Origin of the sequence: Antarctobacter heliothermus (assembly GCF_002237555.1) — a bacterium.
Classification (GTDB): domain Bacteria; phylum Pseudomonadota; class Alphaproteobacteria; order Rhodobacterales; family Rhodobacteraceae; genus Antarctobacter; species Antarctobacter heliothermus_B.
Genome location: NZ_CP022540.1, coordinates 1,433,158 through 1,448,183, shown reverse-complemented (window position 1 = coordinate 1,448,183; position 15,026 = coordinate 1,433,158). Strand labels below are relative to the sequence as shown.

Sequence of the window (15,026 nt, the reverse complement as noted above, 5' to 3'; positions counted from 1 at the left end):
GATGACCCGAGAAAAAGAGCAAACCGTGCTTCACGTTGATCGCTTGTCGGTAGAATTCAAGACCCGGCGAGGCACGATGACAGTGCTGAATGGGGTCAGCTTTGACCTCAAGCGGGGTGAAACGCTTGGGATCGTCGGGGAATCGGGGAGCGGCAAGAGCATGTCAGCCCTGTCCATCATGGGGTTGCTGCCGCAACCAAACGGACGGGTGACCGGCGGCAGGATAGCCCTGTCAGGCAAGGATCTTCTCGAGCTTTCAGAAAAGGCTATGAGTGCTGTCCGTGGCAACGATATCTCGATGATTTTCCAAGAGCCGATGACGTCACTCAATCCTGTCCTGACCGTGGGTGAACAAATTTCGGAAACGATCCGGGTTCATCGCGGCTGGGACCGGAAAAAGGCTGATGCTCATGCCATTGAGATGTTGACCGCCGTCGATATTCCTTTTCCGCAAAAGCGTTTTAATGATTACCCACACCAGTTTTCCGGCGGTATGCGCCAAAGGGTGATGATTGCAATTGCGCTGGCCTGTGAGCCACTGGTTCTAATCGCGGATGAGCCGACGACCGCGCTTGATGTCACGGTACAGGCGCAGATTTTCGATTTGCTGGAAAAGATGCAAAATGAGGTCGGAACATCCATTTTCCTGATCACTCACGACATGGGCGTAGTGGCCGAGATGGCATCGCGTGTGGCGGTGATGTATGCGGGGCGGATCGTGGAACAGGGCGCAGTCACACAGGTCCTGTCCGCGCCGCAACACCCCTATACCCAAGGGTTGGTGAACTGCGTGCCGCAGATCGATACAGATCCCGGATCGGAAAGACCGTTTCTTGAAGAGATCCCCGGTGTCGTACCTTCGTTGATGGATGTCGGGACTGGGTGTGCTTTTGCCGCGCGCTGCGGCTTTGCCACATCTGAGTGCTGGGATCGTGATCCACCGCTGCATGTGTTCGAGGGCGGGCATCAGCTGATTTGCTGGCATCCACAAGGGCAGAGGACAGCTGGAAATGGTTGAAAACAACGTTTCACCCCCTTTGCTCAAGGTAACTGACCTGAACGTAAGTTTCTCGCAGAAATCCGAGGGGATTTTCGGGAAATCCCACCCCGTCAAAGCAGTGGACAATGTGTCGTTCAGTATCGAACGGGGCGAAACCTTTGGTATCGTCGGTGAAAGTGGCTCTGGTAAGTCGACCACAGCATTGGCAATCATGCAGTTGGTTCAGGCGGAGTCAGGATCAATCCTCTTCGACGGACAAGAACTATGCGGGTTGAGCGCAAAGGCACTGACGAAGATCCGACAGGACTTTCAGTTCATCTTTCAGGATCCCTACTCATCGCTCAATCCGCGGACGCGCATTGGTGCGATCGTTCGCGAACCGATGGATGTGATGAACCTTCATTCACCACAACTTCGCGATGAAAAAGCCAGGGATTTACTGGCAAAGGTCGGGTTGAGGCCGGATCAGTTCAACCTTTTTCCGCACCAGTTTTCTGGCGGACAGCGCCAGCGTGTCGGAATTGCCCGCGCTCTGGCCTCCGGCCCTAAACTTGTTCTTTGCGATGAACCTGTGTCGGCACTTGACGTGGCCATACAGGCCCAGGTCCTAAACCTGCTGCGGACGCTCCAGACAGAACTCAAACTGACCTATCTCTTCATCTCCCATGATTTGGGTGTGGTCCAATACATGTGCGACCGGATAGCAGTCATGTACATGGGGCGAATCGTCGAAGTCGGTGACCGGATATCGTTGTTCAAATCACCTAAACACCCCTATACGAAATCCTTGCTCGCCGCAGTCCCCTCGATGAAAATGATGAGGCGAAAAGGCCGAACCGTGCGGGCTGCGCCTGATGCCCCAAAAGATGCAGGGGGCACAACGGGCTGCCGTTATGCTGCACAGTGTCCGTTTGTCCACGAGGAATGTCGATCTGTGGTGCCACAAATGCGGCCGACTTCATCGGATGGCCACATGGTCGCGTGCCATTTGGACGATTGATGTGATCGGTCAGATGGGACGCTGGACCGCCCTACGCTCATAAGGCCGGCCTATTCAAACGGCACTTCTTTCAATTTGAATTTATTCCACCTGCAGTGTGATTGTTGCAAGACACGACGTTCTTACGCTGCCGGAAAATGGACCTTTCATGCTAGAGAAAACGCCAAACGCCACTGACATTACAACTTTGTCCACTATTTCGGGCGCCTTGTCTTCGGTGGTCGACGAGATGAGCAGCGTCGTCATCAGGACAGCCAGAAGCGCCGTCTTCAAACTCGCAAAGGACTTCTCTTGTTCGCTTTGCGACTGGGATGGCCGGCAACTGGTTCAGGGTGATGCGGAGCTACCCGTACAGGTCGGAAGTATCCCACTTGTGTGTCGCGCTGTTGCGAAGGCATTCGAGGGCCGCGTCTATGCAGAGGATGTTTTCCTTTGCAATGATCCGGTTTGCGGAGGGACCCACCTGAATGATGTCGCACTTTTGCGACCCATTTTCGAAGGCGACGAATTGTTTTGCTGGACCGTTATCCGCGCGCATTGGCTGGATATAGGCGGTGTCGCGATGGCTGACCTGCGCAGAGCCCAGACTGATGTATACGGCGAGGGTCTAAGACTGGCGCCAATAAAGATCATTGAAAAAGGGCAGAACCGGCAAGACATCCTCGACCTGCTATTCGACAATTTCCGTTTTCAGAAGCAGCAGCGCAGCGACATGCTGTCGATGATGGCCGCCTGCACGGTTGCCGAAAAACGCATGAGGGCCTTGCTCTCAAGATATGGCCTTGAGACCTTCAAAAACTGCGTCGAAGAGCTTTATGACCGCAATGAACAAAAGGCCCGGAAAGCGATCATGCAGCTGCAAGACGGTGTCTATCATGGCAGCGCATTCATGTCCGCCCGCGAGGGGGACCACAATTACGAGATCAAAACAGAACTGAAAGTCTTCGGCGACCAGTTGAAAATCTCACTGAGCGCCCCGCCGCAGTTGCGGGATGTGCGAAACTCACCCTTTGGTGCAACGCAGGCCGCAGTCTATCATTCTGCAGCAATTTCCCTTCGACTGAAGCCCCCGTTCAATGACGGGATCTTTCGCACGATCGAAATCGACTATGGTCCACTGGGAACAATCGTGAATGCCCAAGTGCCGCCTGCGGCCGTACTGGGGTGCACGTCACAGCCCTTTAACGAGATCATCGACAGCGTGCGCATGGCCTTTACAGAGGTGATCGCGGACGAGAACAAGACTGCGGGATGGTGCGCGGCCTCTCCTACGACCCTGTCCGGCGTCGATCCGGATACCGATACGTTCTATGCGCATTATCATCCCAATGCGGCAGCAGGTGGTTCAGGCGCAACCTGGGGTGGGGATGGCTGGTCTGCTGTCGGATCAGAAGGCACAGGCGGTGCGGTCCAGCGTGAATCCATAGAACTCGTCGAACACGAACTGCCGATCAGATTTCACAGCATGGAGTACCGCACCGACAGCGCCGGGGCAGGCCATTGGCGTGGAGGCTTGGGGATGGATTGTTCTTGGGAAGCGATCGACCACGAACAAACCAGCCGTTTTCACGGTACGATCGAACATTTGCCACCTGTATCGGTTGCGGGGGCAAAATCCACGCTGATGGCGCCGAAAATCGGGCAACGCTTTGCCATCGATGCCGACGGCACACGTCGCGCGGCGAACGGAGCCAGCAGGCTGCACGCGCAAAAAAACGGGTCTTTTGAGATGCGCCCGCCAGGCGGGGGCGGCGTTGGCGATCCGTTCGGAAGGCCACTCGACAAAGTCGTGGAGGATGTGCGCAATGGCTATGTCTCTGTTGGCGGTGCACGCCTCGATTACGGCTGTGTGATCGACCCCAATACGTTCGAACCCGACATCCAGGCCACCAGAGAGCTTCGTAGAAAATGAAATATCGCATTGGCGTTGATATCGGCGGCACCTTCACCGATTTTGTTCTGTTGAGCGATCTCGGTGAGTTGGCCATCACAAAAGTCCCTTCAAACCCAAAGAACATTGCGGGTGTCATCCTCGACGGCTTGTCGAAACTGTCAAAACAAAGTGGTATCGACCCTGAAATTTTAATGCAGTCGATCGACTTAATCGTGCATGGCACCACCATCGCAACGAATGCAGTCATCCAGCACAAGCTGGCAAAGACGGGCATGATTGCGACGGCCGGATTCCGCGACATTCTGGAACTTCGCGAAGGGCTAAAGGAAAAGCTCTACGATTATAGCTACGCGCCGCCAAAACCGTTGGTGCCGCGCCAGCTGAGGTTGGGCGTTAGTGAAAGAGTGCTCAATGATGGTAGCGTTCTGACTCCGCTGTGCGAGGATGATGTCAGGGCGGCGGCGGACATCTTCAAGAGGGAGGGAGTCGAGGCGGTTGTCATCGGATTGATCTGGTCGATCAAGAATCCTGTACATGAAATCAGGGTGCGTGACATAATAGAGCAGGAAATGCCGGGCGTACCGGTGTTCATGTCGTCCGAAGTTCTGTCACAAATCCGCGAATATCCTCGCTTTTCAACGGCTGCGCTTTGCGCGGCACTTGCCCCGTTGCTCACGAATTACCTTGATACGCTTGAAGCCAACATCGCCCAAGTCGGTTTTGACCGAGCATTGCGATACATTCAGTGCAACGGCGGCACGACCTCAAGTGACTTGCTGAAAAAGCGGCCTGTTCTCGCTTTGGATTCTGGCCCTGCCGCCGGTCCCAGTGCGGCCTTGTTCTTTTCAGAACAAGTCGGAAACAGGAATGTGATTTCTTTGGACATGGGGGGCACTAGTCTCGATGTCAGCCTTGTGAACGACGGCAAGATCGAAACCCGGCGCAATGTTGATGTACATCGCTACCGCGTGGGTTTGCCGATGGTAAACGTGCTGACCATAGGGGCAGGTGGCGGCTCTATCGCGCATATAGACGATGCCGGGATCCTGAACGTCGGCCCGCAAAGTGCCGAAAGCTATCCGGGGCCAGCATGCTATAATAGAGGCGGTATTGCTCCGACAGTCACGGATGCAAACCTGGCGCTTGGATACTTTTCACCCGATGCTGTGCTGGGAGGCTCGATCAAACTCAACTACAGCAAGTCAATAGATGTGCTGAAGAAGGAAATTGGTGACCCGCTCGGTGTTTCCGCACAGGCCGCCGCACATTCCGTTTTCTCGATAATCAATGAAAATATGGCCAATGCCGTCCGATCGATTTCCAGCGAAAAGGGTCATGATATTCGTGATTTCACGATTGTTTGCGGTGGCGGATGCAGTCCGGCACACGCTGCGGCCATTGCACAGAGTATCGGAGTCAAGGAAGTGCTGGTGCCTCGGGTGTCGTCGGTCCTCTGTTCTTTCGGGGCAGCGATTACGGATGTACGGCACGACTATTCCAGCAGCCTTTCGGCACTATTGAAGGATTGCAACATCGGTGATCTGCGCACGGCATTTGAACAAATGCGCGCCGAAGCGTTTCGTGATCTGGCACGAGAAGGGTTCGATCCTGATCGAGTTGAAATCGAGATGGATATGGAATTGCGTTATGTTGGCGAAATCGGAGAATTGCGTCTAAACGTACAGACAGCGCTTAACAAAGAAGATTGGATAGGCGCCATCACCGAAAGCTTTCATGAACTTCATGAGGCAGCCTATACATTTTCTGACCCTCAATCGGATCTTGAGGTCATGGGGCTCAATTTAGTCGCCTTCGGAAAACGAGAGAACACCGTGACCAAAGTTTTCACACCCGACAAACAAAGCGCCGAAGACCGAGAGGCCGTTTGGGAACTGCCACCCCGTGCTTGCTGGTTTTCTGCCGAAATAACGACACAAACGCCAATTTTTGCGGGCAAGGCTGCCAAACACGGACAGATCGTCAAAGGCCCGGCGGTCATAGAAGAAGAAACAACGGCGATCCTTGTTCCCCCGGGGTGGCAGATCGAATTGACGGATAAACATATGTGGGTCTTGACGGATCAGTCACATTGATCGTGGCCGTTGTTGCAGAACTCTGACCGTGGAAAATGCACGTCGCGAATTCCTGCGGTTAGACGCGCTGCATTCACAAGCCGTCCCCCGCCCGCTACCGCACGACGAACTGGTCCAGCTACTACGAGGCGCTCAAGGCGGATTCAAACGGTCGTCGCAACATCCTCAATCTTCCCCTGTTTGAGGAGCCGGTCGAGAGCCGCTGTGGGCGTTTCCAAGGCTCAGGACTTATAGCCAATAGATGACGGTTGCAGCGAGAGTGAATGCAGAGAAGAAGGCTTTGGGGCATCTGTCGTATCTAGTTGCGCCGCGCCGCCAATCCTTGAGCCGCCCAAACATGATTTCGATCACCGCCCAGCAGTGCATTGCGTAGCAATGTCACGAAAGAGGCGGTTGCGTCGTTTGTATCGACGCTTGTCGTATTTGACTGGCGTTTTCCGTAGCCGTCTACCGGGGATGCAGGCGCGTGTGCCTTTGTCTTGCAAGGCTGCCCGGAACCAGTCAGAGTCGTAGCCCCGGTCCCCAAGCAACCATTTGACCTGTGGCAACGTGCTCAAAAGAGCCCGCGCCCCGATGTAATCGCTGCCCTGCCCTGCGAAGACGAAAAAGTTGATTGGACGTCCCAGACTGCCGCAAATGGCGTGAAACTTCGTGTTCATCCCGCCCTTGGTGCGCCCGATCAGACGGCCACGCGCCCTTTTTTCGCGCCCAGACGGGACGCGGTGCGATGTGCCTTCAGGTAAGTTGCGTCGATCATGACCGTCGTCTTTTCGCAGTGCTCAGCCGCCAGTCCCACCATCCTCTGGGCGAAGATGCCTTTGTCGCTCCAACGCAACCATCGGATATACAATGTCTTGTGCGGGCCATACTCTCTCGGTGCATCTCGCCAACCTAAGCCATTGCGGTTTACGAAAATAATACCACTCAACTGGCACAGGTCATCAACGCGTGGCTTGCCGTGGGACTTCGGGAAACAGGGCTCAAGGCGCGCCAACTGCGCTTCGCTTAGCCAGAAAAGACCAGACATGTCACCGCTCCGGTTTCGGAGCCGTGAATCGCGCAACAGATCTGAAATCAGTGGGTCCTGAACCTAACCTCTCTTGGGCGTCATTTATCGCGCAGTATCTCCTGACAGTTTGGGTCTTGCTTCATAGGTGAGACTGCCCCCCAGAAATCCCTCGTACATCGGCCAACCCGCTGTCTTTGCCAGTCGGACGAGTATCGAGACAACGTGGGGGCGGAGCACCAGTTTTCGTAGCTTCGCCCGCCACTTTCTGCACCTTCCACGCGCTGTCGCACGAGATCTCCGGGCCACCTAATTGCCGGTGCTTCTATGCCAGAAGCTTATCGTATCCAGTTTAGGCTGATCAATACTAGGGATGCCCGCCCAGACAAACGCTGACTGGCCGGGACGCAACACGCCAGATCCATCGCCTTGACCCCGACGCCGGGGGACGTTCCGATGTCACACTGACCTTCTACGCAAAAAACCATGGTTTCATGCGGATCTGTCATACGGTCACCGTCCAGTTGGGTCACGGCCACGCTGGCAAAGAGCCGCGTAGGATCGAAAAACAGGTTCAAGAACCGGATCGGACCGTCCACGAGGCGTCCCTGAACCTGTCTGTGGCCCTCCAGACGGATCGGGGCAAATGGCGTGATCCGCTGCCAGTCGCCCCCGGACTTGTCCGCAACATCGGTCCCCGCGCCTGCGATCACGGTGCTGATCCTCGTCAGGCCGGGGAACTGAGAATAAGGGCCATCTTGGGCGACGATGGCCGTGCTCAAACGCCAGAGCCAAGCGTCGCCCTCTTTGTGCGCTGCAATTTCCGACGTGGTGCCGCCGCCGTTGAGCCAAGGCATCTCTGTCCAATCGTCGGTGCGAACGACCCGGATCGGCGTGCTCATGTCGCCGGGCCAAAGTTCTCATCGAAAAAGCGCAGCCAGTTGTCGCCCATGACTCCTGCGGCCTCCGTGTCAGAGAAACCCGCGCGACGAAGCCCCGCCTCTATCCCGGCAAAGTCGCGGCTGTCTTGAAACCACTTTGGCTGCGGCGGAAATCCTGCGGCGCTGGCAGACCCTTCGCCATAGTCCATTTCACGGGTCCAGCGCCCGACACGCATCCATTCGACAACACTGTCAGGCTGATCCTGACACAAATCACTGCCAATGCCGATCAGCTCTGGCCCCATCAAATCCGCGGCCCGAGCAGCCATTTCACAAAACGAATCCAGCGTGCAATTGCTGCCGTCCTTCAGGTGATGCGGGTACAGCGAAAAGCCGAGCATCCCGCCGGATTGCGCGAGCGCCCGCAGAACCTCATCCGATTTGTTGCGCCGCGCGGGGTGCCACGATGACAGATTGGCGTGCGTGATCGCGATGGGCCGTTGCGAAATTTCAATCGCCTCAAGGGTCGAGCGGTCGGCAGAATGGGACATATCCACGACCAGACCGATGCGGTTCATCTCGGCTATGGTCTGACGCCCCATGCGCGTAATTCCGGAATCCTCTGCCTCATAACATCCCGTCGCCAGCAGCGATTGGTTGTTGTAGGTCAGTTGCATAAACCGCACGCCCATTTCGTGCAGAACCTCGATCAGGCCAATATCCGCCTCGATCGGGGCGGGCGTTTGCAGGCCGAGAAAAATGGCGGTTCGTCCCGTTTCGCGGGCGCGTCGCACATCGTCACCGGTGCGCCCCTTAAAGATCAGATCGCTGTGGCGCTGAAACCGCAGGTTCCAGTCGGCAACATTCGCCGCCGTGGCACGAAAGTCTTCGTGGTAGGCAATGGTCACATGGACAGCATCCAACCCACCTTCGCGCATCTGAGAGAACAGCTTTTCCGACCAGTTGGCATATTGCAGGCAGTCGATCCGATAGGATTGGGGCATGACGGTCACTCTGTTGTTGCGGGTCACCCGCACTATGGCGCGGGAAGAAAACTTCAGTCACACTCAAACCTCTGAACCGGACTTGAGGAAAACTGAAACGCTATGGCAATCAAGATCGAGATGCTCCGCTGCTATGTGGCCGTGGCGGAACTGGGCAATCTGAACGACGCCGCCAGCCGACTGGGGCGCACACCCTCTGCCGTGTCGATGTCGCTCAAACAGTTGACGGATCATCTGGGCGCGCCCCTCTTCGAGAGTGACCGCAAAAACCGTCTGACAACCTTGGGTCAACTGGTGCTGGCGGAGGCGCGAGCAGGCACTGTGCATTACGACCACTGCATCGACAGCATCATGAAACTGACGCAGGCCCGCAGCGGCAGTGTCCGCATTGGTGCCGTCCCGTCTGTAACAACAGCCATCCTGCCAGATGTGGTGCAAAAGTTTCTCAGCGTGCGACCGAATGTGGTTATTCAGGTTCGGGACATGGATTCCCCGACGGTACAACGTGAACTAGAGATGGGGCGCATCGACATCGGCATTGGGTCTTGCAAAAGACCCAGTGGCGCGCTGCGGCGTGTTTCGTTGTTTTCAGAACCTTTCGGCGTGATCTGTTCTGTGGATCATCCGCTGGCAAAAGTGACAAAACCACTGGCTTGGGCGGATCTTCTGGCGCATCCGGTCATCTCAAACGCATCGGGCGACGTCATAGAAAATGATGCTTTTCGCGCCATTGATGAGGCCGCGAACCTGCGGATTCGCAACACCGCCTCTGTTTTGGGGATGGTCCGCGCCGGGGTGGGTGTCACGGTCTTGCCACGGCTCGCCCTGGAAGGGTTGGGCCCTGGTTTGCTCTTTGTGCCTCTTGCGGATTCATCCGCACGGCGGCACGTCGAAATTCTGACACGGGTGAAATCGGAAATGTCCCCCGTTGCCAGCGCCTTTGAAGCCGCTGTGGTGGATGGAATCGCGCGCGCACGAGAGGCTGGCACGATTGCAGGCATATGACTTCAGTTTTCCTGAAGTTGAAGACACAAGTTCTTAATTGATTGAAGCATCGCGCGCGCGTCTCCTATGGGGCAGTTACCAACGGCCGCACGGACGATCCCGTGCTATTGATGATGGAGACCCGAATGACCGACTCAATCACCCGCCGCAGATTGCTTGCCACGGCAGTTGCCGCGCTGCCCCTTGCCGCCATGCCGCGTTTGGCCCTTGCACAGGCACCCGACTTTCTGACCATCGGCGGCGGCCCCTCGGGCGGTGTCTTTGGCATCGTTGGCACCGGCATGGCCGATATCCTGTCGCGTGTCTTTCCGTCAACGATCATCGACGTTCAGCCCGGCGGCTCTGGCCCCAACCTGTTGCGGGTCCGCGACGGCAAGGCGGATTTGGGCATCACCTCTGCCAACAATGCGCTGGACGCCTGGGAAGGCCGCGATCCGGCCACACCGGACTCTCCCGTACAGAACGCGCGCGGCCTGATGAACATCATGCAAAGCGCCATTCAAATCTGGGTCGACGGCGATAGTGACATTCGCACGCTTGACGATCTGCGTGGCAAACAGGTCAGCGCGGGCCAGCCCGGCCAGACCTCTTGGCTGGCGTTTGAGAACCTGCTGGCCGCCGCTGGCATGACAACCGACGACATCGAGGCGGACGGAGGCAAATTGCACCCCCTGAGCTGGAGCGAGTCGCACGAGGCGCTGCGCAACGGTCAGCTGGATGCAGTGATGTGGCTGTCGCTGTGGCCGCACCCGACGGTGATGCAGAACGAAACCGTGCGTCCGATGCGCGCCCTGTCCTTTGACGACGCCGTTCTGGACAAGTTCATGGAAGACAGCGGCGCAGGCTTTGAAAAGGTCTCGCTCCCCGCCGGACTGTTCGGCGGTCAGGACATCCCTGCCAACACTGTTGGCACCAATACGATCCTGTTTGCTGCGGCTGAGATGCCAGACGATTTTGCCTATGCGGTCGTCAAGCAGCTGTGGGAAAACCTGGATGACTTCAAGGCGGTGCATTCGCTGTTGGGGAACATCTCGGAGGAAACTGTTGGACGCGGCATGATCATTCCGCTGCATCCCGGCGCCGTAACCTTTTACGAAGAGATGGGCATCCCCGTCTCTGACTCCAAACTCGGGGCATAAACCATGACAGAGACCGCGGCAGGGCAAGACAAGGGGTCCGTGCGCCGGAACGGGGCAATCACCGTGCTGGCTTTGACTATGGCCGCCTTTCATCTTGCCGCGGCCTCGCCATTTTGGCTGGCACCAAATCTGGTCCTCAGAGCGGTTCACGCCCTGCTGGCGGTGGTGGTAATCTTGCTGCTGATGCCTGCCGCCCGTAACCGGGCGGGGGCCGCCATTGATCTGATACTGGGCGCGCTGGCAGTCGTCACGCTCGGCTACGCAGTCCTATTCGAACCCTCTATCGTGGTGCGCCCACCATGGACCCAAGAGGCCACCGGGGTTGAGCTGTTCATCGCGTTAGGCGCTTTGGTCGTGATTCTAGAGGCAACGCGTCGGGCATTGGGCATGGCGATTGTCTGGCTTTGCCTGATCTTCATTGCCTACGCCTTTGTCGGTCCTGAGTTGCGGTTTGTCAGTTGGCTGCGCCCCCTTGCCCATGGCGGCGTCGGGTTGAGCGAGTTTGTCGACCAGATGTATTTCAGCTTTGAGGGCGTCTTTGGCACCGCGCTTGGCGTGTCGGCGGAGTACATTTTTCTCTTTGTTATGTTCGGTGCTGTTCTCCAGGTTGCCGGCGGCGGCGATTTCTTTATCACCATCACGCGTGCGATGACCGGGCAAACCCGTGGCGGACCTGCGAAAATTGCCGTGGTGGCCAGCGGTCTGATGGGCATGATGTCGGGCAGTTCGGTGGCCAACGTGGCCACAACCGGATCGCTGACCATCCCGATGATGCTGAAACTGGGCTACCCGCGCCGTTTCGCTGGCGCGGTTGAGGCGATTGCCTCGACAGGCGGGCAGATCACGCCGCCGATCATGGGCGCTGCCGCCTTTTTGATGGCCGCAATTCTGGGCATTCCGTATCTAGAGGTGGTCGCTGCCGCGTTTCTACCAGCAGCACTGTTCTATGTGGCCCTTCTGTTGGCCGTTCACCTTGCCTCGCTGAAATTGGGTCTCAAGCCGCTGGACAAGGCCGAGGCGGGATCAACGCGCCGGGTACTGGCCAGTGGATGGACCTTTCTCTTGCCAGTGGTCCTGCTGGTGACGCTGATGCTGCAAGGGTATTCGCCGGGCTACAGCGCCTTTTTTGGGGTGATTGCTGCCTTGGTCGTGCCCTACCTGCGCCCATCCACCTTTGTCGGTTGGCGGCAGGTGGTTGCCGGTATCCGGCTGGGTGTTGAAGGGGCTGCCGTGGTGGCCGTTGCCTGCGCCTCTGCCGGGATCATTGTCGGTATTGTCCAAATCTCTGGGCTGGGGTTCAAGTTCAGTTCCGTCGTGACCGGGTTTGCGGGCGGATCGCTGGATATGGCGCTGGTGCTCGCCATGATTGCCGCGTTCATCTTTGGCATGGGGATGCCGACAACGGCCGCCTATATCGTGCAGGCGACGCTGGTGGCCCCCGCGTTGGTCAAGCTAGGGGCCGACCCGCTGGCCGCGCATATGTTCGTCTTTTACTATGCCGTCCTCGGCCAGATCACACCGCCCTTGGCGGTGGCGGCCTACGCCGCCGCGCCCATTGCTGGCGAAAAGGCCAGCCGCGTCGGATGGACCGCCTTCCTGATCGGCCTGCCGATCTACATCGTTCCGTTCATGTTCGTGTCGAATACCGTTCTTTTGACGCCCGAAGTCTCTGTCGATCTCATCTACACATTGGGCCGGTCTGTTGTCGCGGTTGGCGCCCTGTCAGCGGTCGTGATCGGCTGGCTGTTCGGCGCGTCGCTGTCATGGCTGGCGCGGGGCGGATTGATCCTCACAGCGGTTCTGATGGTCCATCCGGGTATCTGGACCTCATTGGCTGGCGTCCTCCTGCTAATTGGCGTCTACGGCCTTCAGCGTCGTGTTCTGCATACAAATGAAAGTGTGACGTGATGAGTCAGAGCAATGTCCTGCCGGAACCTATCGGGACCGAGTATCAATATCTGATGGCGGCACGTCACGGTCGTGTTTTGCTGCTGGCCAGCCAGATCCCCAAGACCGACCCAAGAACCATCTTCGCAGCCGGTCGGTGCGGCGAAGACATCGACATGGTCACTGCCTGCGAAAGCGCGCGCCTTGCCGCCGGGCAGGTCCTTGCGTGGCTAGAGGCCGAACGCCTGCCCGATGAGACCGTGGACCGCGTCCTGCGCTTGCAGGTCTATGTCGCGGTCGCGGAAGGAGGCTTTGACATTTCAAGCGTCGCCGATGCTGCATCGGAGACGATTATTGCAAGGCTCGGCCCATCTGGTCGCCACCCCAGAACAGTCCTTGGGGTCAGTCGTTTGCCGCGAAATGCCCCTGTCATGCTGGAGGCGACAATCGCCATGAGCGCCGTTCCGGGGGTTACCTAGACCCCTCCTTGGCGCTGTCTGCGCAGGAACGGGCCCTTTTGTTGGTCCCGATTCAGATGCTCTGGGGGCTCATCCGGGCCTCCCCTGTCCCTTCGAATCGCAGTCCTTGCACCACATAGGCGGCCCGATGTTGTCTGGCCCCCCGTGATTCACCGATGGCCTGAACGGCGCGCCTCTAGATTGCTTAGTAGGCGACAGAACTGTGTGCGCCCAACGCGATTGGGCAATAGCGCGTCTCCCGCCTTATGAATATTATATAATTTACAACAAGTTAACCAGACCTCCACTCGGACAGAGCTTTGCAAGAACTGTACGGCCGCATGAGCTGATTGCCGCCTGACAGAAATCGACTGAGCGAGATCTTGCGCGCGCGCGCCCAATTCGTCGTGTGTTAAAGGCTCGTTAACGGACCCGCGCCAGATTGAAGAAAATTGAATGCGGGAAGGTCGTGCAAAGATGTCCGAAGAACTCATCAATCGCGCCAGATTTGCAGCGGATCAATGCGAAGCCCAAGGGTTTCACGCTACGGCCCAGTCGCTGCGTGTTCTGGCGCAGCAGATGCACGAGTGTACTTATGCGGCCCTCCCGGAAACTGAGGCCCAGCCGCAACACCCTGAGGCGCTAAAACCCCTATCAACCGCAGGACGTTAATCTCTGGTTCACACACTCGTCATAGCCATGGTTGCGGTCACTTTGTGAAAACAACCATGGAGGCTGATATGACGGGCCTGTATGATGAAATCATGCAATTGCTCCACGATACCCGCATGTCCGTTGAGGGCGGCCTGCAAGAAAAGGTGTCTCAGGCCGTGCGCAATGTACGTCTGGCCGCCGAAGCCGAATTTCAGGCAAATCCGGCCCCCCAGGGTCACGGCATCCGCGCCTGAGGTTTCTCAACCTGAGACCAGACGTCAGATCATGACGTTGACCCCGGCCTTCCGAAAGGCCGCGATCTGTTCTGTCGTTGCGGCCTTGTTCGTGACGAGGGTACCAATCTCTCCGGGTTCCCAAGACCGAACACGGCTGGTTTCTCCCAACTTGCTTTGATCGGCCAAAATGATAGAGCGTGACGATTGCGATGCCATGGCAATCGCGATTTCAGCCTCTTGCAGATCGTAAAAGAACGCGCCTTTGACCGGGTGAACCGCCACAGGGGCGGAGAAACACAAATCCACACTGAATCGACGGATCTCTGACAGCGTCAACTCTCCGACGGTGGCAGGTACATCGGCCAGCATCCTCCCCCCCAGCAAAAGAACCTCTTTGCCAGCCCCCTGCAACGTGGTGGCCACGTCCAGCGAATTGGTGATTACCGACACGCCCGACAGTTTGGCCAGTTCACGCGCAAAAATCGCCGTGGTTGTGCCGGCATCGACAAGGATCGTCTGGCCCGGCTGGATCAGTCCGGCAGCCTTGCGTGCGATTTCTGACTTGGCGCGCAGCTGGACGGTCATACGCTGGCGAAACGGCTCTTCGGTGCGGGGCTCTGGCAGAACCGCGCCGCCGTGGACCCGGTTCACCTGCCCGGTTTTCTCAAGATCCAGCAGATCGCGCCGCACGGTCTCTCTGGAAACGCTTAGCATCTCTGCAAGATCATTGGCGCTGACCTGTCGGCTGGCGGCCAGCATGGACAGAATC

The 15,026-nt window shown here is 57.5% G+C and carries 12 protein-coding genes and 1 pseudogene; 9 read left to right on the top strand and 4 right to left on the bottom strand.

Annotated features, from left to right (window positions below; all coding sequences use genetic code 11):
- Position 1 precedes the first annotated feature (1 nt).
- The 4 genes from ANTHELSMS3_RS06805 (at position 2) to ANTHELSMS3_RS06790 (ending at position 5,987) form a co-directional block, all read left to right on the top strand.
- Entirely contained in the window at positions 2 to 1,018 is a 1,017-nt protein-coding gene (locus ANTHELSMS3_RS06805; RefSeq protein ID WP_094034215.1) for an ABC transporter ATP-binding protein, read from the top strand.
- A complete protein-coding gene (locus ANTHELSMS3_RS06800; RefSeq protein WP_094034214.1) occupies positions 1,011 to 2,000 on the top strand; it encodes an ABC transporter ATP-binding protein in 990 nt (329 codons plus the stop codon). The genes ANTHELSMS3_RS06805 and ANTHELSMS3_RS06800 overlap by 8 nt, the downstream gene beginning before the upstream one ends.
- 148 nt (positions 2,001 to 2,148) lie before the next feature.
- Positions 2,149 to 3,912 carry a hydantoinase B/oxoprolinase family protein gene (locus ANTHELSMS3_RS06795; protein WP_094034213.1) on the top strand — a complete coding sequence of 588 codons (1,764 nt, stop codon included), beginning with the start codon at positions 2,149 to 2,151 and terminating at the stop codon, positions 3,910 to 3,912.
- Positions 3,909 to 5,987, top strand: coding sequence for a hydantoinase/oxoprolinase family protein (locus ANTHELSMS3_RS06790; RefSeq protein ID WP_094034212.1), 2,079 nt, complete (start codon positions 3,909 to 3,911; stop codon positions 5,985 to 5,987). The genes ANTHELSMS3_RS06795 and ANTHELSMS3_RS06790 overlap by 4 nt, the downstream gene beginning before the upstream one ends.
- Positions 5,988 to 6,215: 228 nt before the next feature.
- Here ANTHELSMS3_RS06790 and ANTHELSMS3_RS06785 read toward each other — a convergent pair.
- From ANTHELSMS3_RS06785 to ANTHELSMS3_RS06775, 3 genes and pseudogenes are all read right to left on the bottom strand, one after another.
- Positions 6,216 to 7,014 (bottom strand): annotated as a pseudogene (locus tag ANTHELSMS3_RS06785) (IS5 family transposase).
- Between the two features lie 317 nt (positions 7,015 to 7,331).
- On the bottom strand, positions 7,332 to 7,895 hold the full coding sequence (locus ANTHELSMS3_RS06780; protein WP_094034211.1) for a HutD/Ves family protein: 564 nt from the start codon (positions 7,893 to 7,895) through the stop codon (positions 7,332 to 7,334).
- Positions 7,892 to 8,878, bottom strand: a complete 987-nt coding sequence (locus ANTHELSMS3_RS06775) for a membrane dipeptidase (RefSeq protein WP_094036973.1) — start codon at positions 8,876 to 8,878, stop codon at positions 7,892 to 7,894. Before ANTHELSMS3_RS06775 ends, ANTHELSMS3_RS06780 begins: the two co-directional genes overlap by 4 nt.
- 102 nt (positions 8,879 to 8,980) lie before the next feature.
- Here ANTHELSMS3_RS06775 and ANTHELSMS3_RS06770 point away from each other — a divergent pair, with 102 nt between their 5' ends.
- From ANTHELSMS3_RS06770 to ANTHELSMS3_RS06750, 5 genes are all read left to right on the top strand, one after another.
- Positions 8,981 to 9,883, top strand: a complete 903-nt coding sequence (locus ANTHELSMS3_RS06770; protein ID WP_094034210.1) for a LysR family transcriptional regulator — start codon at positions 8,981 to 8,983, stop codon at positions 9,881 to 9,883.
- 125 nt (positions 9,884 to 10,008) lie between these two features.
- Positions 10,009 to 11,022 carry a TAXI family TRAP transporter solute-binding subunit gene (locus tag ANTHELSMS3_RS06765; RefSeq protein ID WP_157733424.1) on the top strand — a complete coding sequence of 338 codons (1,014 nt, stop codon included), beginning with the start codon at positions 10,009 to 10,011 and terminating at the stop codon, positions 11,020 to 11,022.
- A 3-nt stretch (positions 11,023 to 11,025) separates the two neighbouring features.
- Positions 11,026 to 12,930 (top strand): TRAP transporter permease, encoded by a 1,905-nt coding sequence (locus ANTHELSMS3_RS06760; protein WP_094034208.1) that lies wholly within the window; start codon positions 11,026 to 11,028, stop codon positions 12,928 to 12,930.
- On the top strand, positions 12,930 to 13,388 hold the full coding sequence (locus ANTHELSMS3_RS06755; protein WP_094034207.1) for a RidA family protein: 459 nt from the start codon (positions 12,930 to 12,932) through the stop codon (positions 13,386 to 13,388). The genes ANTHELSMS3_RS06760 and ANTHELSMS3_RS06755 overlap by 1 nt, the downstream gene beginning before the upstream one ends.
- A 719-nt stretch (positions 13,389 to 14,107) precedes the next feature.
- Positions 14,108 to 14,275 (top strand): hypothetical protein, encoded by a 168-nt coding sequence (locus ANTHELSMS3_RS06750; RefSeq protein WP_157733423.1) that lies wholly within the window; start codon positions 14,108 to 14,110, stop codon positions 14,273 to 14,275.
- A 24-nt stretch (positions 14,276 to 14,299) separates the two neighbouring features.
- On the opposite strand, the gene ANTHELSMS3_RS06745 is transcribed toward ANTHELSMS3_RS06750, so the two are convergent.
- Complete coding sequence (locus tag ANTHELSMS3_RS06745) at positions 14,300 to 15,016, bottom strand: DeoR/GlpR family DNA-binding transcription regulator (protein WP_254694869.1); 717 nt, start codon at positions 15,014 to 15,016, stop codon at positions 14,300 to 14,302.
- Between the last annotated feature and the right edge of the window lie 10 nt (positions 15,017 to 15,026).

Excerpts from the sequence above, each read along its gene's own strand:
- ANTHELSMS3_RS06805 (WP_094034215.1), top strand. The coding sequence starts at position 2 with ATGACCCGAGAAAAAGAGCAAACCGTGCTTCACGTTGATCGCTTGTCG.
- ANTHELSMS3_RS06800 (WP_094034214.1), top strand. The coding sequence starts at position 1,011 with ATGGTTGAAAACAACGTTTCACCCCCTTTGCTCAAGGTAACTGACCTG.
- ANTHELSMS3_RS06795 (WP_094034213.1), top strand. The coding sequence starts at position 2,149 with ATGCTAGAGAAAACGCCAAACGCCACTGACATTACAACTTTGTCCACT.
- ANTHELSMS3_RS06790 (WP_094034212.1), top strand. The coding sequence starts at position 3,909 with ATGAAATATCGCATTGGCGTTGATATCGGCGGCACCTTCACCGATTTT.
- ANTHELSMS3_RS06780 (WP_094034211.1), bottom strand. The coding sequence starts at position 7,895 with ATGAGCACGCCGATCCGGGTCGTTCGCACCGACGATTGGACAGAGATG.
- ANTHELSMS3_RS06775 (WP_094036973.1), bottom strand. The coding sequence starts at position 8,878 with ATGCCCCAATCCTATCGGATCGACTGCCTGCAATATGCCAACTGGTCG.
- ANTHELSMS3_RS06770 (WP_094034210.1), top strand. The coding sequence starts at position 8,981 with ATGGCAATCAAGATCGAGATGCTCCGCTGCTATGTGGCCGTGGCGGAA.
- ANTHELSMS3_RS06765 (WP_157733424.1), top strand. The coding sequence starts at position 10,009 with ATGACCGACTCAATCACCCGCCGCAGATTGCTTGCCACGGCAGTTGCC.
- ANTHELSMS3_RS06760 (WP_094034208.1), top strand. The coding sequence starts at position 11,026 with ATGACAGAGACCGCGGCAGGGCAAGACAAGGGGTCCGTGCGCCGGAAC.
- ANTHELSMS3_RS06755 (WP_094034207.1), top strand. The coding sequence starts at position 12,930 with ATGAGTCAGAGCAATGTCCTGCCGGAACCTATCGGGACCGAGTATCAA.
- ANTHELSMS3_RS06750 (WP_157733423.1), top strand. The coding sequence starts at position 14,108 with ATGACGGGCCTGTATGATGAAATCATGCAATTGCTCCACGATACCCGC.
- ANTHELSMS3_RS06745 (WP_254694869.1), bottom strand. The coding sequence starts at position 15,016 with ATGCTGGCCGCCAGCCGACAGGTCAGCGCCAATGATCTTGCAGAGATG.